This is a genomic window from Kitasatospora sp. NPDC015121, from assembly GCF_055562955.1.
Genome location: NZ_JBVHEH010000001.1, coordinates 357,702 through 376,486, shown reverse-complemented (window position 1 = coordinate 376,486; position 18,785 = coordinate 357,702). Strand labels below are relative to the sequence as shown.

The following is an 18,785-nucleotide window of genomic DNA, read 5'->3' as shown; positions in this document are numbered from 1 at the left end:
CATGGTAAACGCTCAGCTTGCCCGTGAGGAGGGGCGTGCATCGGCCGCCGGTGCCGGACGGGGGCGGCGCGGCGGTCCCGGGGCGGTCGCCCGGAATGGATATATCGACTAGTCGGCTTCCGTTGTCCAGCCGTACTTCACGGGAAAGCTTGTGTTTCTCCGTGAGGTGTCGCTAGATTCTCCTCACGGAGAAAGTCGGAGTTCCCCGTGAGGGGATTGTCGAGCTGCGAGGTTGCCATGACCGCTGTCCCCACCGTCCGGGTCTTCGGAGGCCCCACCGCCCTGATCGAGTACGGCGGCCTGCGCCTGCTCACCGACCCGACCTTCGACGCCCCCGGCGACTACCCGCGCGGCGGCGGCCGGTTCCTCACCAAGACCCTCCCCGCCACCGTCGACCCCGCCGACCTCGGCCCGCTCGACGCCGTGCTGCTCTCGCACGACGAGCACCCCGACAACCTCGACCACGGCGGCCGCAAGCTGCTCGCCGACGTCCCGCTCACCCTCACCACCCGGGGCGGCGCCGAGCGCCTCGGCGGCACCGCGCGCGGCCTCGCCCCCTGGGAGGGCGTCGAGTTGGGCGGGGTCACCGTCACCGCCGTGCCCGCCCAGCACGGCCCCGACGGCTGCGAGCCGTTCACCGGCGAGGTGATCGGCTTCGTCCTCACCGGCCCCGGCCTGCCCGTCGTCTACGTCAGCGGCGACAACGCCTCGCTGGAGGTCGTCGAGCGGATCGCCGAGCGCTTCGGCCCCGTCGACACCGCCGTCCTGTTCGCCGGCGGCGCCCGCACCGGCATCCTCGACGACGCCCTGCTCACCCTCGACAGCGCCCGCGCCGCCGAAGCCGCCCGGATCCTGGGCGCCCGCCGGGTCGTCCCCGTCCACTTCGACAGCTGGGCCCACTTCACCGAGGGCCGCGAACCCCTGCTCGCCGCCTTCGCCGGGGCCGGCCTCGCGGACGTCCTCGAACTCGCCTGACGGCACCCGCGGACCCCAGCGGGCCTTCGGCCTCCGGGCGGTCCCCCGGCGCGAACCCGCCGGAACGGTCGGCCTCCGACCGGAGGCACCCGGCCTCACCCCGGTCCGGCCCGGCCGGGGACTCGCGACCCGCGCGGTCCTGCTGCTCTGCCGGTACGCGGCGGCCCCGGGACGCCCCGTCCGACCGGTGCGCCCGCGACCTCTCCGCACTCCGGCCGCCGGGGCCGGGCGACGGTGGCGGGTGCCAGGATGGGCGCTCCGGACGGGCGCTCCGGACAGGCGGGAGGGCGAAGTGGCGCAGGTGGCGGGACGGAGCGGGCGGCGGGCGGCGGAGGTGCGCGCGGCGGCCAGGCGGCGGCGGGCGGCCGCCCGGGCGCTGGTGGCGGACTACGCGGCGGCGGTCGGGGAGGCCACCGCCGCGCACCGGGCCGTCTTCGAACGGACGGTGCGGGCCGAGCTGGCGGGGATCCCGGTCGAGCGGCTCAAGGACGTCACCGGAGGACGCCTGCGGATCGGCGCGCTCCGCTCCGCCGGCTACACCACCGTCGCCGCCGTGCACGCCGCCACCCGGCAGGAGCTGCTGCGGATCCCCGGCATCGCCGGCCCCACCGCCGCCCACCTGCTGGCCGCCGCCGCGCAGATCGCCGCCGCCGTCGAGGAGAGCGTCGCCGTCCGCCTCGACCCCGCGAGCCCCGACGGCCGGGCCACCGCGCTGGTCATCGCCCTGCACCGGCTGGTGGTGGCCGGGCCCGCCGCCCGCCGGGCCGCCGCCGAGGCCGCCGAACTCGACGCCCGGTACGAGGCGCTGCTCGCCGAGGCGAAGTACGCGCGGGGACGGCTGCACGGACTGCTGACCGGCGCCGAGAAGCGCGAACGCGGCCTGCGCGCCGTGGAGTCGCTGGCCGGGGAACTGGGGGACGGTGAGGTCGGGCTGCGGTTCGCCCAGGCCTCCGCCGACCTGCTGCGCCCGCCCGCCGGGGACGTCGTGGCCTGGGTCGAGTTCGAGCACCGGGCCGCCGACTTCCACGCCGAGCTCGCGGTGCTCGGCGAGGCCGGCCGGCTGGCCGGCCCCGCCGCGACCGCCGACGGCCGGGCCGCCGAGGGCCACCTGCCCGACGGCCTCGCCGAGCAGGTCCGCGCCCAGCCGCTGGACGACCGGGGCTGCACCGTCTCGCTGCGCGGCTACCAGGCGTTCGGCGCCCGGTTCGCGCTGGCCCGGAAGAAGGTGGTGATCGGCGACGAGATGGGCCTGGGCAAGACCGTCCAGGCGCTCGCCGTCCTCGCCCACCTGGCCGCGGCCGAGCCGGGGCGCCGCTTCCTGGTGGTTTGCCCGGCGTCCGTGCTGGTCAACTGGCAGCGCGAGACCACCGCCCGGACCACGCTCGCCGCACACCGCTACCACGGCCCCGGCCGGGAGGCCGCCCGGGAGCGCTGGCTCGCGCACGGCGGCGTGCTGGTCGCCACCTACGAGTCGCTGCGCACCCTGGCCGACGACCGGGTGAGCGCGCTGGTCGTCGACGAGGCGCACTTCGTGAAGAACCCGGCCGCCCTGCGCACCCGACTGGTCGCCGAGTGGGCCGCCCGCACCGAGTACGTGCTCCTCCTCACCGGCACCCCGATGGAGAACCGGGTCGACGAGTTCCGCACCCTGATCGGCCACCTCCAGCCCGACCTGCTCGACGGCCTCCCGGCCGGCCGCGGCGCCTTCGGCCCGAGCGCCTTCCGGCACGCCGTCGCCCCCGCCTACCTGCGCCGCAACCAGCAGGACGTGCTCACCGAACTCCCGGACGTGGTACGGGTCGACGAGTGGAGCGAACTCTCCGAGCCGGACCGCGCCGCCTACGCCGCCGCCGTCGCCGAGGGCAACTTCATGGCGATGCGCCGCGCCGCGTACGCCGTGCCCGCGCAGTCCGCGAAAATCCGGCGGCTGCGCGAGATCACCGCCGAGGCGGCCGAGTCCGGGCACAAGGTGGTGGTCTTCTCGTACTTCCGGGACGTGCTCGCCGCCGTGCGCGACGAACTCGGCGCCACCGTCACCGGCACCGTCTCCGGATCGCTGCCCGCCGAGCAACGGCAGGAAGTGGTCGACGAGTTCACCGCCGCCTCGGGCCACACCGTGCTGCTCTGCCAGATCCAGGCCGGCGGGATCGGCCTCAACCTGCACGCCGCCAACGTGGTGGTCCTGTGCGAGCCGCAGCTCAAACCCACCCTGGAGGACCAGGCGGTGGCCCGCGCCCAACGGATGGGCCAGGTCCGCCGGGTCCGGGTGCACCGGCTGCTCGCCACCGACAGCCTGGACCGCCGGCTGGTCGAACTGCTGGAGGGGAAAGCCGAGTTGTTCGACCGCTACGCCCGCCGCAGCGACCTCGCCGAGGCCGTCCCGGAGGCCGTCGACCTCTCCGACCGGGACCTGGCGGTGCGGATCGTCGAGGACGAGCAGCTGAGGCTGGCCCGGCAGGTGAGTTGACGGACCGTCAGATCCGCACCAGCATCTTGCCGGTGTTCGTGCCCGCCAGCACCCCGAGGAACGCCTCCACGGTGCGGTCGAACCCGTCCAGCACGGTCTCCGGCGCACGCACCCGGCCGGAGCGCAGCTGCGGGGCCAGCAGGTCGTACAACTCCTGCTGGGCGTCCAGGTGGTGGCGCACCAGGAAACCCTCCAGGCGGACGCTGCGAGCCACCAGCTCGAACAGGTTGTACGGGGCGGCGGGCGCCGGGGTCGCCGCCCCGTACTGGGCGATCGCCCCGCACCAGGCGATCCGCCCGAAGTCCCGCATCGCGCCGATCGCCGCCTGCAGGTGCTCGCCGCCCACGTTGTCCAGGTACACGTCGATGCCGGTCGGCGCCGCCTCGGCCAGCAGCTCGGCCACCGGCCCGGCGTGGTAGTCGAAGGCCGCGTCGAAGCCCAACTCCCCGCTCAGGAAAGCGGTCTTGGCCGCACTGCCCGCCGACCCCACCACCCGCCGGGCCCCCAGCAGCCGGGCCAGCTGCCCCGCCGCCGTGCCGACCCCGCCGGCCGCCGCCGAGACGAAGAAGTCCTCGCCCGGCCGCAGCCAGGCGATCCGGGTCAGCCCGACGTACGCCGACAGGCCGGTGCCGCCCAGCACACCCAGGTGCGCGCTGAGCGGCACCCCCGGCAGCTCGGGCAGGACGCGCACCCGCTCCGGCGCCACCACCGCGTGGGTGCGCCAGCCCTCCCGGTGGATCACCGCCGTCCCCACCGGCAGCGCCGCCGAACGGGACTCCACCACCCGCCCCACCGCCCGCCCCTCCAGCGGCGCGTGCAGCGGGTAGCCGGCCTCCCCGCCGTCCAACAGGCCCACCATGTACGGGTCGACGGACAGGAAGGAGTTCTCCACCAGCGCCGTCCCCTCGGCGAGCCCGGGCAGCACCCCGTCGACGAAGGCGAACAGGTCGGCGGTCGGCGGACCGCTCGGGCGGGCGATCTGGTGCACGGCGCGGAACGGGACGGGCATGGCGGGACACTCCGTAGCGGGGGGGAGGGGGAGCCGGGGCTCTGACGTGGGAAGACGCTACGGACGGCGGGCGGGGCGCGGCAGGGGGCGGCGTCGATGGCCCGGACGGAACCATGAACGGCGTTCATGGAAGGGCGCAGGGGGAGGAGGGAGAAGCGGGGAGAAACGGGGGGAGGGGCGGGCGTCAGGGGCGGACCCGGTGGCCGTACCGCCACACCGCCGCCGCCGCGAGCAGCGCCACCCCGCCCCCGAGCACCGTCACGGCGGCCGGGGACGAGCGGTCCACCACCAGCCCGCCGGCCAGCGCGCCGAGCGACAGCGTCGCCTGGAACGAGGAGGTGAACAGCACACCGGCCGCCTCCGGCGCGTGCGGCGCCGCAGCCAGGAACCAGTGCAGCAGGCACACCGGCACCGCCCCGTACGCCACGCCCCAGAGCACCAGCAGCACGGCCGCCCCCGGGGTGGTGGAGCCGAGCAGCGGCAGCAGCAGGGCCGAACCGCCGAGCAGGACGGCCGCCGCGCCGAACACCGGACGCAGCGCTCCCGCCGCGCGCCCGCCCGCCCACGCGTTGCCGAGCAGCCCCGCCGCGCCGTACCCCAGCAGCAGGACGGTGACCGTGCCCGGCCCGGCGTGCGCGGTGGACGCCAGCAGCGGCGTGACGTAGGTGTAGCTGCCGAAGTGGGCCGACACGATCAGGAGGATCACCAGCAGCCCCGTCCGGACGCCTCGGGCGGCCGGCAGCCCGCGCAGCACGCCCAGGTCGGTGACCGCCGCCGGCGGCGGCAGCGGCGGGAGCGAGCGCAGCAGCGCCGCCAGCGTCAGCGCCGCCAGCGCGGCCAGCACCAGGAAGGCGGCGCGCCAACCGGCCAGCGAGCCGAGGAACACCTCCGCCGGCACGCCGAGGACCGAGCCGAGCGGGACGGCGGTGAAGAACACCGTGGTCGCCCGGCCCCGCCGGTGCTCCGGGACGAGCCGGGCCGGCAGCCCCGCGCCGATCGACCAGAACGCCCCGATCACCAGGCCGAGTACGACCCGGGACACCAGCACCGCCCAGTAGGCCGGGGCCAGCGCGCCCAGCAGGTCCGCCGCGACCAGGAGCAGCAGCAGCCCGCACAGCAGCGTCCGCCGGTCGACCCGGCCGGTCGCGACCGTCACCACCGGCGCGGCGACGGCGGCGACCAGGCCCGGCAGCGTCATCGTCAACCCCGTGGTGCCGTCCGAGACGTCGAAGGTCGCGCCGATCGGCCGCAGCAGGCCGACCGGCAGGATCTCGGTCGTCACGATCGCGAACACCCCCGTGGTGACGGCCAGCACGGCGGGCCAACCGCCTTGGCGGCCACGGCGGTTCGAGCGCCCGGGGGAGGGGCGCGGGGCGGCGTGGAGGGCGGTTTCGGGCATGCCGGAGGTCCTGTCCGTCGGTGGCGGGTGTCACCGTGCAGTCCACCAGCCGGACCGGGGTGGGACTGGCGCGAATCCGACGTCGACGTCCCCACCGGAGAAGCCCGTTCGGTCGATCGGTCGATCGGTCGGCGACGGATCGGTCGGCGACGGATCGGTCCGTGACGGATCGGTCCGCGACGGATCAGTCGTCCGCCAGGACCCGCGCCAGGCCCTCGCGTTCGACCCGCGCCGTCCCCCAGGCGCCCAGCGACTTGAGCGCCTGGTTGAGGGTGCGCCCCTGCTCGGTCAGCGAGTACTCCACCCGGGGCGGGATCTCGGGGTACACCTCGCGGTGCACCAGCCCGTCGTCCTCCATCTCGCGCAGGTGCTGGGTCAGCATCTTCTCGCTCACCCCCGGCAACCCCCGGCGCAACTCGGCGAAGCGGCGCACCCCGTGGGAGTCCAGCTCCCAGAGGATCAGCCCCTTCCACTTGCCGCTCACCACGTCGAGCGCGGCGTCGATGCCGCAGATGTACGGACCGCGCCGGGGTGCCCTGGCCATCGTCCCCACTCCCCTGAACTCCCCTGGTGCACTGACAGAAAGGTAAGTACCGCAGAAAACAGTGCGTACTTCCGGCGGTGGCGGCCCCCGCCGAGGATGGCGGGGTGAACGCACCACGGAACTCCGACCGTACCCTCTCCGCCACTCCTCTCCCCGCTCCCGTTCCCGGGCGCTCCGTGACCGTGATCGGGCTCGGCCCGATGGGGCAGGCGATGGCCCGCGTGCTGCTCGCCGCCGGCCACCGCGTCACCGTCTGGAACCGCACCCCCGCCCGCACCGAGGGCGTCGTCGCCGCCGGCGCGGTGCCCGCCGCCACGCCCGCCGACGCGCTCCGGGCGAGCACGCTGGTGCTCCTCAGCCTCACCGACCACCGGGCGATGTACGACGTCCTCGACGGCGCCGCCCCCGAACTGGCCGGCCGCACCCTGGTCAACCTCGGCTCCGACACCCCCGAGCGCTCGCGCGAGGCCGCGGACTGGGCCGCCCGGCACGGCGCCGACTTCCTCACCGGCGGCGTGATGGTCCCCGCGCCGATGGTCGGCACCGAGGGCGCCCACGTCTACTACAGCGGCGGACGGCACCTGCTCGAACGCCACCGCGACGTCCTGGCGCTGCTCGGCGCGCCCAGGTACCTGGGCGCCGACCCGGGCCTCGCCCAACTGATGTACCAGGCCCAACTCACGGTCTTCCTCAGCACGCTGTCCGCCCTGATGCAGGCCACCGCGATGCTCGGCACCGCCGGAGTGAAGGCCGCCGAAGCCCTCCCCGAACTGCTCGCCTCCGCCGACGCGATCGGCACCATCCTGCGCGCCGGAGAACCCCGCCCCGGCACCGCCCTCGACGCCGGCGAACACCCCGGCGGCCTCAGCACCGTCACCATGATGGGCGCCACCGCCGACCACATCGTCGACACCAACGCCGCCCTCGGCCTCGACCTCGCCCTCCCACTGGCCGTCCGCGCCCACTACCGGCGCGCCGTCGAGGACGGCCACGGCGGCGACAACTGGACCCGGATCGTCGACGGCATCCGCGCTCCGCGCTGAGCACCCCGCACCCTGCCCGAAACCCGCCCCGGCGCCGGTTGATCATGGTTGAATGCCGTGTCCGGCGCCCGGGGCACCCCCCGGGGAGGGTGTGGCGCAGGTCACACCGAACAATGTCACGAACGGAAGGGCTGCTCGCGTCTGGTGGTCGTCCGCACGGCGGAGACGACCGACCCGAAAGAGGCAGCAGATGAACACGGCGACGCAGACCCGGCAGACCGCACAGACCCGGCAGAGCGCGCAGACCCGGTGGACGGCCGGGCGGCCGCACGAGGTCCTGGTGCTTGGCGCCGGCTACGCCGGACTCTCGGCGGCGATCCAGCTCGCCGCCCGCACCCGCAAGCGCGGGAACCTGCGGGTCACCCTGGTCAACCCGTACGACACCTTCACCGAGCGGCTGCGCCTGCACATGACCGCCACCGGCCAGCCGACCGCCGAACTGGACATCCCCGAGCTGCTGGACGGCACCGGCGCCGAGTTCGTCCGCGGCTGGGTCACCGCCGTGGACCCCGGGGCCGGGACCGTCCGGATCGACGACGACCGGGTCCTGCGCTACGACACCCTGGTCTACGGCCTGGGCAGCGTCGCGGACACCGCCGCCGTCCCCGGCGTGGAGGAACACGCCCACACCCTCGACACCCCGGAGGGCGCCGCCGTCCTCGCCGACCGACTGGCCCGGCTCGCCCGACGGGGCGGCGGGACGGTCGTGGTCGGCGGCAGCGGACTCACCGGCGTCGAGGCCGCCGCCGAGATCGCCGAACGGCACCCGGAACTCACCGTCCTGCTGCTCGGCCGCCAGGAACCCGGCACCGGCACCCACCCGAAGGCCAAGGCCCACCTGGACGCGGCGCTCGCCCGGCTCGGCGTGCGGGTGCGCAGCGGCGTCGAGGTGACCGAGGTGCGGCCGGACGGCGTCGTCCTCGCCGACGGCACCCGCGTCCCGGCGGACGCGGTGCTCTGGGCCAGCGGCACGAAGGTCCCACCGCTGGCCGCCGCCGCGGGCCTGACCGTCGACGACCGCGGACGGGTGGTCACCGACCGCGCGCTGCGCTCGGTCTCGCACCCGGACGTCTACGCCGTCGGCGACGCGGCGGCGATCCGCCAGGGCTACGGCCTGATGCACGGCACCTGCCAGAGCGGCATGCCCACCGGCGTCCACGCGGCCCTGTCGATCCTGCGGGTCCTGGACGGCAAGCAGCCCAAGGACTTCCGCTTCGGCTACTACCACACCCCCGTCAGCCTGGGCCGCAACGACGCCGTCGTGCAGTTCACCCACCCCGACGGCAGTCCGCGCCGGATCGTGCTGACCGGCCGGTGGGCCGCGAAGTACAAGGAGACGGTCACCGCCGCGCCGTGGCCGACCTTCGCCCGGATGAAGCGGACCCCCGCCTCGGGCGCGTTCTGGCCGCACGGCGGCCGCCACACCCGCACCCGGAACGCCAAGTGACCCAGGAGGAAAGCGAAATGGCCCGGCAGCAGCCCGAACCGGCCCGGCAGGAGACCGAATCGGCCCGACAGCAACCCGAAGCGGCCCGGGAGGAGGCCGAGATGACGCAGCCGGAGCCCGGTCCGCGGCGGGACGATGCCGACCAGCTCGCCTTCCAGCGGTACCGCACCCTGCTCTTCTCCGTCGCCTACCGCATCCTCGGCACCGCCGCCGACGCCGAGGACACCGTCCAGGACGCCTGGCTGAAGTGGTCGGCGGCCGACCGCTCCCAGGTCGCCGACCCCAAGGCCTACCTGTCCCGGATCGTCTCCAACCTGGCGATGGAACGCCTGCGTTCGACCCGCCACCAGCGCGAGACCTACGTCGGACCGTGGCTCCCCGAGCCGGTCCTCACCGCCCCCGACACCGCGGACGGCGTCGCCGCGGCCGACTCCGTCTCCACCGCCCTGCTGGTCGTCCTGGAGACGCTCAGCCCGCTGGAACGCGCCGTCTTCGTGCTCAAGGAGGTCTTCGCCTTCGGCTACGCCGAGATCGCGCAGGCCGTCGAACGCACCGAGCCGGCGGTCCGGCAGGCCGCCCACCGCGCCCGCGAGCACGTCCGGGCCCGCCGCCCCCGCTTCACCGCCGACCGGGCCCGCCAGCGCGACGTCACCGAACGCTTCTTCGCGGCGGCGACCGGCGGCGACATCAACACCCTGATGGAACTGCTCTCCCCGGACGTCACGCTGTGGACCGACGGCGGCGGCAAGGTCCGCCAGGCCCTCAAGCCGGTCATCGGCCTGGAGACGGTGGCCCGCTGGTTCGCCGCCCTCGGCACCGTCACCTACCAGGGCGTCGAGCCCGGCGCGATGCGGGCCGAACTCACCTCGCTCAACGGCGGCCCCGGCGTGGTCTTCCGCGCCCCCGACCGGGTGATCGCCACGCTGACCTTCGACTTCGACCCGGCGGGCCGGATCTCCACCATCCACAACGTGGCCAACCCCGACAAGCTGCGCGCCGTCGCCGGCGGCACCCGCTACGACCTCGGCTCCGCGCCCGATCTCGGCCCCGGCCGGGCCGTCTAGGCTGCTGCGGTGGCAGAAGACCTCCTCCCGCAGGAACTGCGGATCCTCGTCGCGGTCGCCGACAGCGGCGGCTTCACGGCCGCCGCCGACCGGCTCGGGCTGACCCAGTCCGCGGTGTCGCACGCCGTCCGGGGGTGCGAGCGCAAGCTCGGCGCGGTGCTGTTCGAGCGCGGGCGGCGCGGGGCGGCACCCACGGCGGCGGGGGAACGGGTGGCCGGGCACGCGCGGCGGATCCTGCGGCTGCTGGCCGCACTCCCCGGCGAGGCCCGGCAGGCCGCGGGCGGGACGGCGACCGGCCCGGCCGGGCCGGTGCGGATCGTCGCGTTCCGCAGCGCCGCCGTCCAGGTCCTGCCACCGGTGCTGACCGTACTCGCCGCCCGCTGGCCGGAGTTGAAGCCCGAGGTCCGGGTCGTCCGCGACCTCGGACGCGGCACCGCCGGCGAAGTCGCCGACGGACGCGCCGACCTGGCGCTCGCCACCCTGGACGCGACCGGCGGCACGCTGCCCGGACTGGTCGCCGCGCCGCTGTACCGCGAGGAGTACGCCCTCGCCCACCAGCAGGGCCACCCCGACCCGCGCAGCCTGCCGCTGGTCGACTGGGACGAGAACTGCGGCTCCTACACGGCGGACTGGTGGAGACGCCAGGACTGGCTGCCGCCCGCCACCATCAATGTCTCCGACGACACCGTGGTGCTCTCGCTCGCCGCCCAGGGCCTCGGCATGGCCGTGATGCCCCGGCTCAGCCTGGACCGCCCACCCGCCGGACTCGCCGTCACCGACCTCGGCCCGGACCGGCCGTCCCGCCGGGTCGGCTACGTCACCACCCCCGAACTCGCCCGCACCACCGCCGTCCGGGAGGTGATCCGCGCCCTGCGCGAAGCACCGCTGCCCGCCGGAGCGACCCCGGCCGCGGAACGGGGTGAGTCCCGCCGCCCGTAGCGGGGGCGCCCGGTCCGGGAGAGACAAGAGGTGGACCGGGTGGGCGGCGGGACGTGGAGTGACGAACCCCGCCGACGATTCTGCGCGGCCCCGCTCACGTTCCGCTAACGTCCCGCTGACGTGCGCAAACACCCGACCGCCCGGGCGGACTTGACGCCGGGACGAGCGACGGGGGAGGGTACGCCGGGGCAGCCCGGGAGGGCGCGCCGGGGCAGTGCGGGACGCCCTACGGGTGACCCGCGGGCGACCCGCGGACGGCCTGCGGGCGGCCCGGGAGAACGGACGGGGGAGCGATGCTGGCGCTCGCCGAAGTGCGGGACGAACCGATGACGGCCGACGGACTGGTGCTGCGCAGACCGCACCCCCGCGACGCCGCCCTCGTCCACCGCGGCACCCACGACCCGCTGGTGCGCGAGTTCCTGCAGGGCGTCGTCCCGCACCTGAACGCCGCCGCCGCCGAACGCTGGCTCACCGACGTCCCGCCGATGCTCTGGCGGACGGGCCGCGCGGCCTACTTCACCGTCGAGGCGCAGGGCACCGGGGGCACCGGGAGCACCGATGACGCCGGGGGTGCCGGGGGCGCCGGTACCGGGGACGCCGTCGGGTGGGCCGAGCTCGTCAACCTCGACGCCGAGCACGAACGCGCCGAAGTCACCGTCTGGCTGCTCCCCGAGCACCGCCGACTGCGCACCGCCAAGGCCGCACTGCGCCTGGTCTGCCGCTTCGGCTTCGAACGGATCGGCCTGCGCCGGATCGACGCCTACGCCGCCGCCGACAACATGCCCAGCCAACTCACCGGCGCCGCCATCGGGTTCCGCCGGGCCGGCTACCGGCCCGCGCTGTTCCGCGGCTCCCGCACCCACCGGCTGCACGACGCGGTGCACGCCACGCTCGTACCCGAAGACCTCTGCTGACCCCGACGGCCGGCCGATGGTCCCCCCAACTTCCCTGCACCGAACCAGGAGTGACGACATGTCAGGAAGCGTACGACTGGAACGCGGCGGCCTCGGCGAGCTGCTGATCACCGCCGACGGCAGCTTCCGCGCCACCCACGCCACCCGCGCCGACCGCGAACGGACCGGACGGATCGACCCCGCGCTGATCCGCCGCGTCCTCGCCGGGCTCGGCCAGGCCCCCGCCCCCGCCGCCGCCGACACCCCCGCCGGTGCCCCCGCGTCCGGCGCGCGGCGCCTCACCATCCAGGGCCAGCCCGGACTGCCCGACCGGCAGTGGACCGACGGCACCGAGACGCCCGTCCCCGCCTCCGCCGCCGCCCTCGACGCCCTGCTCGGCCAGGCCCTCGCCGACCCCGCCGACCCCGCCGCCCTGCCCACCGCGCTCGCCCGCACCGACCCCGCCACCGGCACCGCCCGCAGCGCCGCCGCCGTCGGCACGGTGGCCGGCCGCGCCGCGTACGCCCTGGTCGAGGCCGACGGCGCGTTCGGCCTCACCGCGCTCGACGACGCCGCCCCGCTCGGCGGCTCCGGCGCCGACGCCGGACTCGCCCCCACCGCCGTCGCGCTCGGCGAGGCCGGCGGACGCTCGCTGTTCGCCGTCGGCAGCACCGACGGATCCGTCCAGGTCTGGGACGCCGGCACCGGCGCCGTCGTCCACGGCACCACCGGCGGCGAGGGCGCCCAGGCCGTCGCCGCCCTGGTCTGCCGGGACATCCCGGTCGCGTTCTCCGCCGGGCAGTCCGGCGACCTGCGGGCCGTCCGCGCCGACGACGGCCGGGTGCTCGGCACCCTGCCCACCGGCGGCCACGGCGCCACCGTGCTGCGCGCCGCCCACTGCGCCGGCGTCGACCTGCTGGCCGCCGCCGCCCCCGATGGCACCGTCCGGGTCTGGGACGCCGGCACCGGCGACCTGATGCACCTGCTGGTCGGCCACCGCGGCGAGGTGCTCGCGCTGGCCGTGCTCACCCTCGGCAACCAGGCCGTCCTCGCCTCCGCCGGACAGGACCGCCGGATCCGGCTCTGGGACCTCGCCACCGGCCAGCCCGTCGCCGAACTCGACGGCCACACCGGCACCGTGACCGGCCTCGCCTTCACCACCCTCGCCGACCGCCCGGTCCTCGCCTCCTGCGCGCTGGACGGCACCGTCCGCACCTGGGACGTCCACGACGGCCGCCCGCTGCACGGCTGGCCGGCCGGGGAGTGGCTGACCGCGCTCGCCGCCGTCGGGGACGTGCTCTACACCGGCGACGAGAGCGGCCGGATCAGCGCCTGGCAGGCCGCCACCGGCACGCCCGCGCCCGCCGCCGCCCCGACCCGTGCCGCCGCCGCTGCCCATGCCGCCGCCCCGGCCGGTGCCGACGGGCTGGCCGGTGCCGGCGGGTTGCAGCGTGCCGACGGACCGGGCCCTTCCGCTGCGGAGGGCCTGCCCGGGAGCCCGCTGACCGCGCTCGCCGCCGGCACCCTGGGCGGCCGCCCCGTGCTCGCCGCCGGGTTCGGCGACGGCGCGCTCGCCGTCTGGGACGCCCCCACCGGTACCCGGCTGCTCGACCTGCCCGGCGAGGGCGGCCCCGTGCACAGCCTCGACCTCACCGCCGACCTGCTGCTGTGCGGCACCGCCGCGGGCGCCGTCCGCAGCCACCGCCTCGCCGACGGCACCGCCCTGCCGCTGCCCGTCCCGCACGCCGGACCCGTCGCCGGCCTCGCCTTCACCCCCGCCCGCACGCCCGGCGACCAGCCGCTGCTCGCCTCCGCCGGACGCGACGGCGTGCTCGCCGTCCGGGACGCCGCCACCGGCGCCGACAGCCGCCGGTTCGCCACCGGCCGGGGCCCGTTCACCGCGCTCGCCGCCACCCTCGCCGACGGCCAGCCGATCCTGGCCACCGCCGGTGAGGACCTGGCGGTCCGCCTGTGGCACGCCACCAGCGGCGCCGCCGGACCGGTCTGCACCGGACTCCCGCACCCCGCCGAGGCGGTGTCGTTCGCCGAACTCGGCGGCCGTCCCGTGGTGATCGCCGGCGCCGCCGACGGCACCGTCCTGGTCTGGGACGTTCGCAGCGGCAGCCGCACCGCCGAACTGACCGGCGGCGGGGCGGCCGTCCGGGCCGTGGTCGGCCGCGAGTTCGACGGCGAGGCGCTGCTCGCCGCGGGCGACGACGCCGGCACCCTGCGGCTGTGGCACCTCTCCAGCGCGACCCTGCTCAACGAGGCGGCGCTGGACGGCACCCCGCTGGCCATCGAGCTGGACGAGACCGGCCTGCGGATCGTCACGCCGACCGGGGCGGTCACGCTCTGACACCCGATGTTCGGAAAATAGCACGAAAGATTCACGATCCACCCGGAATGAGCACATCCGCTCTTTACCCGCCCTGCGAATTCACGCCGTGAATTTACCTGATGCATGCTTTCCGGTTTCCTGGGGCGGTCGGAGGGGCTGCGAAGCTCGTGCCGGGGTGATGGAGCGTCACCCCGGCACCTCCCCTTGGCTGTGCGCGTTCACACGAGCGGGTTAGGGTGCCCTTGGAATGAGCCGGTGCGGGCATGGCACGGGCACGTCCGGGCCGTCCTTCCGGCCCGGCACTCCCGCATGCCCGGCACGGGGGGCATGCCGGTCGGGGGCGGCTGGAGTGCGGGAAGGCGGGCGTGGGCGATGGCTGACGACACGGTGTGGATCGACCTCGACGAGGTCGACGCCGCAGCCAAGAAGATCATGGGGCTGCTAGCGGAACTGGACGGACCGGCCAACAAGTTGGAGGCCGCCGTCAAACAGGTGCAGGAATCCGTCTACGGAACCGACCTGCTCGGCAAGGCGCTACTGGGCGCCGGCTCCTCCGTCGGCGGACTCGCCCAGCACCAGGAGCAGGTCCTGGAAGGCATCCGCACCCTGCTGCGGAACGCCACCGCCGTCGGCGAGAACCTGCAGAGCATGGTCGACCGGCACCGCGCCAACGACGACGCCCAGGCCGCCGCGCTCGGTGGGATCACCGACACCGGCGCGATGCCGACCGACCCCCAGCTGGCCGCCCTGCGCTCCGCACCGGTCGGCGGCCCGGTCTCCGTCGGCGTGCTGCCCGCTTCGCTGCCGGACGCCTCGCTCCCGGACACCCCCCTGCTCGCCCCGCTGCTCGGCTCCGATCCCGTCCCGACCCCGGAGCCACCGCCGTCCCTCGCGCCGATCGGCAACACCGACCCCGGCGTCGACTACCACGACCCGGACGCGCCCACGCTCGACTACAACCACCCCAACCCGCTGCTCAGGCCCGGCGTCGGCTACGTCGGCGGCGCGAGACCGGTCATCTGACGGCCCCTCCGGCCGACCGGCGGGGCCCTGCGCCGCGCCGGGTCGCGCGCACCGTTCGACGCACGTCGAACAGTCGCCGACCGCACGGCCACCGTTCGACGCACGACGAACCGTGGTCGGTCGGCGCGGAGACCGTTCGTCGCGCGTCGAACGGACACCGGCCGCACGAGGACCGTTCGACGCACGACGAACCGTCGCCCACCGCACGCACGCCGCTCGCACGAACGCCCGCCGTGTGTCGTCACGGCCGCCGCCTGCGCACCGACCGCCGCAGGCCACCGGCCACTTGATCCGCACCACCGACCTCCCCTCCACGGAGCCCCCGCCATGATCGAGCTGCCCGCCGACCTCGCCGAAGTCCTCAAGACCGTCCAGAGCAACGAGAACGGCGCGGACATCGCCTTCCCCGACGGGGACGAGGACCTGCTCGCCACCCTCGCCGACGCGTGGAAGGCCTGGAACGAGGCCGCCGACACCCACGTCCGGGCGATCACCGAGGCAGCCCAGCGGGCGATGGCCAGCATGTCCGGGCCCGCCGCCGACAGCTTCCAGGAATACCTGCAGAAGTTCGCCGCCGGGGAGGGCTCGCACGTCGCCACCACGCTGCAGTCCGGGGTGGCCATCGCCGACTCGCTGCACGGCGCCGCGCAGGCGGTGAGCGGCACCAAGGCCGAGATGGTGCGCGAACTCCAGTACGCCAAGGAGTACATGGAGGCGCACCCGGCCGGGAAGCACGACGACATCGCGCAGTCCGAGGGCGTCAAGCAGGCCGCCGCCGTCTACCACCAGTACATCGGGCAGGTCGGCAACAACGTGGACGGCATGCTCCGGCAGAGCGCCGGACACATCGCCGACATGACCGGCATGGGACGGACCTGCGCGCTCAACGGGACGTCCGGGGGCGGGGCTTCAGGCGCGGCCGGTGCGGCGGGTGCGGCTGGCATGGTCGGGATGTCCGGTACGGACACCACCGCGATGAGCGCGCGCACGGCGGCGACGCTGCCCGACGGCATGCTCGCGGGCGGAGTCGATGGGAGCGTTCCCGGTAGCCCGGCCGGTGCGCTCGGAGGAGCGGCCGACCCGACGGCGTTCACGCTGCCGGGCGCCGACGGCAGTGGGGTCGGCGGCGCTGCCGGTGCCGGTGCTGGTGGTGCGGGGGCGTTCGGGGGGTTCGGGGCGGTGGGCGCCGCCGGATCGTTCGACGGCGCGGGCGGTGCCGGTGGTGGAGCCGGCGGCGGGAGCGGGTCCGGTTCGGGCCTGGCGCCGTTCACCCCGCTCACCCCCAACCTGCCGAGCTTCGGCTCCGGCGGGGGCGCGGGTGGCGGCTCGGCACCCGTCTTCAGCCCGCTCTCCAGCGGGGCCGGCGGCTCGCTCAACCTGGCCGGGCTCGGCGACCTCGGTGACCTCGGCGGGACGGGCTCCGGCTACCACCCCAGCAGCGGCCTCACCCCTGGCGGCGGCAGCATCGGCAGCGGCACCGGTGGCTCGTTCGGCAGCGGCGGCACCCTGGGCACGGCCCTGGGCACGACCCTGGGGTCCCTCGGCGGATCCCTCGGCGGCTCCGTTGGAGCCGGCGGCGGTCGGGCCGGTCTCGCCCCCTTCGGCGGGACGGGCAGCAGCCCGTTCGGCCTCGGCGGTGCGGGCGGCCGGGGTGCCGGGGCGGCCGGCGGGGCCGGTGGGGCCGGTGGCGGCTCGGCGCTGCGCGGTTCGGGCGGCGGCATCGGCGCGGGCGGCAGCGCCCTGGCCGGGCGGTCCGGCGGGGCGAGCGGCCTCGGCGCGGCCGGTGGTGCGGGCGGCGGCGCGCGGGGCGTGGCCGGTGCCGGTTCGGCGGTCGGCCGGGCCGGGGCGGGCGTCCTCGGCGCGGGTGGCACGGCCGGGCGCAGCGGTGCGGCGGGCGCCCCCGGCATGGGGGCCGGCGGCCACCTGCCTGGCGGTGGTGGCGGTGCGGGCCGGGGCGGTGGCGGCAAGGACGGCAGGCACGGCAACCGCTTCGTCAGCCCCACCCGCTTCGGCGGCGACGGCGAGGAGGACGAGGAGCTGTACGGCGACGCGGGCATCCTCGGCCAGGCCGCCGACGTCGACCCGCGCGACCGCCAGTGGAACCGGGCCCGCCGCCGCTGGCTCGACGACGCCCGCACCGAAGGCACCTTCGCCGCACCCGAGCCCGAACCGGCTGCCGCCTCCACCACGGCTGCCACGGCCGGGCCCACGAGCGAGAGCGAGATGCTCAGCCGGCTCGCGGGCGTGCTGCTCGGCGGTGACGCGACGCCGGCCGACGGAGCGGGAGACGGCGGTGGGAGCGGCGGCGCGGCGGCTGCCACGGCGACGGCGGCCGACCCGGTGGCGACGCGTTCGGACACCCCGGTGGTGGCTCCCGTGGCGACGGAGTCCTCCGACGGCGCCGCGGACGACGCCTACCTGGAGCGCGCCCGCAGCGCCGCCGCCCGCCGCGGCCACCCGGACGCGCCTGCGCCCGTGCCCGCGTCCGCCTCCACGTCCGCGCCCGAGGCCGATTCGGCTGCCGCCGCCACCACTCCGCAGCGGGCCCCGCTCCGCGAGGAGGGCGGCTACCAGGTGCCCAGCCCGTTCCTGCGCGCCGCGCTCTCCCGGCTGGCCGCGCCCGCCGCGGACTGACCGCCCGCCCGTCCGCCGCAGCCGCCCGTACCGACCGAAGGACCCCGCATGAGCAACGACGAGCAGGCCTGGTACGCCGCCACCGAGCCCGAGGTGCGTACCGAACCCGCCCACGCCGCAAGGCTGGTGGCCGACGAGGTGGTCGAACCCACCGCCCGGTTCCGGGTCGGCACGGTCATGCCCGAAAGTGTCCCGGCGGAGCCCCGGCTGCAGGCGTTCCAGCCGCTGGAGCGGATGGACGCGCGGGAGCAGGTCGCGGCCGAGCCGTTGCGTCCGTTCGAGCGGGGCGTGCCGATGGAGCAGGCCACGGCGAGGTTGCAGCCGATGGAGCAGGGTGTGCCGATGCAGCAGGCCACCGAGCGCCTGCGGCCGATGGAGCAGGGTGTGCCGATGCAGCAGGCCACCGAGCGCCTGCGGCCGATGGAGCAGGGTGTGCCGATGCAGCAGGCCACCGAGCGCCTGCGGCCGATGGAGCAGGGTGTGCCGATGGAGCAGGCCACCGAGCCGTTGCGGCGGGCGGACGCCGTCAAGCGCTCCGCGCCGACGGAGGCCTCGGCACGGAGCGCGGCGTCCGGGGGAGGGGGCGGTGCGGGGACGGGTTTCCAGGTGGATCCCGCGCAGTACCTGGCGGCCGTGTCACCGATGCTCGCCGCCTCCGAACAGGTCGCCGCGGTCTACCGCTCGCTGAGCGCCTTCCTGCCCTCGCTGGAGGCCCAGAACCCCTGGGGCAACGACGAGTCGGGCAAGAAGTTCGCGGAGGGCGAGAAGGGCTACCTGAAGTACAGCCACGACACCCTGGACGTGGTCAAGGGCCTGCCCGAGGCGCTGAAGGGCATCGCCGACGGCCTGAAGGCGATGGCCGAGGGCTACCGGAACGCCGACGAGAACGTCGTCTCCGAGCTCGGTGGCATCGAGAGCACCGAGCAGCTGCCCGCCGCGCCGTCGATCCCGTCCAGCCCCGTCCACCTCCCGATCACCCCGCGGATCACCCAGAGCGGAAGGCACTGACC

At 76.0% G+C, this 18,785-nt stretch carries 14 protein-coding genes; 11 read left to right on the top strand and 3 right to left on the bottom strand.

What is annotated here, in order from left to right; translation table 11 throughout:
* Positions 1-237 precede the first annotated feature (237 nt).
* Complete coding sequence (locus ACZ3J7_RS01575; RefSeq protein WP_465615690.1) at positions 238-975, top strand: MBL fold metallo-hydrolase; 738 nt, start codon at positions 238-240, stop codon at positions 973-975.
* A gap of 292 nt (positions 976-1,267) precedes the next feature.
* The gene (locus ACZ3J7_RS01570) at positions 1,268-3,442 is read left to right on the top strand and encodes a DEAD/DEAH box helicase (RefSeq protein WP_465615688.1); all 2,175 of its coding nucleotides are present in this window, start codon (positions 1,268-1,270) and stop codon (positions 3,440-3,442) included.
* Between the two features lie 7 nt (positions 3,443-3,449).
* On the opposite strand, the gene ACZ3J7_RS01565 is transcribed toward ACZ3J7_RS01570, so the two are convergent.
* The 3 genes from ACZ3J7_RS01565 to ACZ3J7_RS01555 all read right to left on the bottom strand — a co-directional run bounded on the left by ACZ3J7_RS01565 (position 3,450) and on the right by ACZ3J7_RS01555 (position 6,394).
* The gene (locus ACZ3J7_RS01565; protein ID WP_465615686.1) at positions 3,450-4,451 is read right to left on the bottom strand and encodes an NADP-dependent oxidoreductase; all 1,002 of its coding nucleotides are present in this window, start codon (positions 4,449-4,451) and stop codon (positions 3,450-3,452) included.
* Between the two features lie 184 nt (positions 4,452-4,635).
* Positions 4,636-5,850 carry an MFS transporter gene (locus ACZ3J7_RS01560; protein ID WP_465615684.1) on the bottom strand — a complete coding sequence of 405 codons (1,215 nt, stop codon included), beginning with the start codon at positions 5,848-5,850 and terminating at the stop codon, positions 4,636-4,638.
* Between the two features lie 184 nt (positions 5,851-6,034).
* Complete coding sequence (locus ACZ3J7_RS01555; RefSeq protein ID WP_465615682.1) at positions 6,035-6,394, bottom strand: winged helix-turn-helix transcriptional regulator; 360 nt, start codon at positions 6,392-6,394, stop codon at positions 6,035-6,037.
* Between the two features lie 104 nt (positions 6,395-6,498).
* Between ACZ3J7_RS01555 and ACZ3J7_RS01550 the strand changes: the two genes are divergently transcribed.
* The 9 genes from ACZ3J7_RS01550 (at position 6,499) to ACZ3J7_RS01510 (ending at position 18,783) form a co-directional block, all read left to right on the top strand.
* Positions 6,499-7,437, top strand: coding sequence for an NAD(P)-dependent oxidoreductase (locus ACZ3J7_RS01550; RefSeq protein WP_465615680.1), 939 nt, complete (start codon positions 6,499-6,501; stop codon positions 7,435-7,437).
* Positions 7,438-7,627: 190 nt separating this feature from the next.
* Positions 7,628-8,884: an NAD(P)/FAD-dependent oxidoreductase gene (locus tag ACZ3J7_RS01545; RefSeq protein ID WP_465615678.1), complete on the top strand. Its 1,257-nt coding sequence runs from the start codon at positions 7,628-7,630 to the stop codon at positions 8,882-8,884.
* Between the two features lie 101 nt (positions 8,885-8,985).
* Complete coding sequence (locus ACZ3J7_RS01540; protein WP_465615677.1) at positions 8,986-9,948, top strand: RNA polymerase sigma-70 factor; 963 nt, start codon at positions 8,986-8,988, stop codon at positions 9,946-9,948.
* A gap of 9 nt (positions 9,949-9,957) precedes the next feature.
* Complete coding sequence (locus ACZ3J7_RS01535) at positions 9,958-10,887, top strand: LysR family transcriptional regulator (RefSeq protein WP_465615675.1); 930 nt, start codon at positions 9,958-9,960, stop codon at positions 10,885-10,887.
* Between the two features lie 293 nt (positions 10,888-11,180).
* Positions 11,181-11,801, top strand: coding sequence for a GNAT family N-acetyltransferase (locus ACZ3J7_RS01530; RefSeq protein ID WP_465615673.1), 621 nt, complete (start codon positions 11,181-11,183; stop codon positions 11,799-11,801).
* Between the two features lie 58 nt (positions 11,802-11,859).
* Complete coding sequence (locus ACZ3J7_RS01525) at positions 11,860-14,136, top strand: hypothetical protein (protein ID WP_465615671.1); 2,277 nt, start codon at positions 11,860-11,862, stop codon at positions 14,134-14,136.
* Positions 14,137-14,490: 354 nt separating this feature from the next.
* Positions 14,491-15,141 (top strand): WXG100 family type VII secretion target, encoded by a 651-nt coding sequence (locus ACZ3J7_RS01520; RefSeq protein WP_465615669.1) that lies wholly within the window; start codon positions 14,491-14,493, stop codon positions 15,139-15,141.
* A 327-nt stretch (positions 15,142-15,468) separates the two neighbouring features.
* Positions 15,469-17,775, top strand: coding sequence for a WXG100-like domain-containing protein (locus ACZ3J7_RS01515; RefSeq protein WP_465615667.1), 2,307 nt, complete (start codon positions 15,469-15,471; stop codon positions 17,773-17,775).
* 48 nt (positions 17,776-17,823) lie between these two features.
* Positions 17,824-18,783, top strand: a complete 960-nt coding sequence (locus ACZ3J7_RS01510; protein WP_465615665.1) for a hypothetical protein — start codon at positions 17,824-17,826, stop codon at positions 18,781-18,783.
* Positions 18,784-18,785 lie beyond the last annotated feature (2 nt).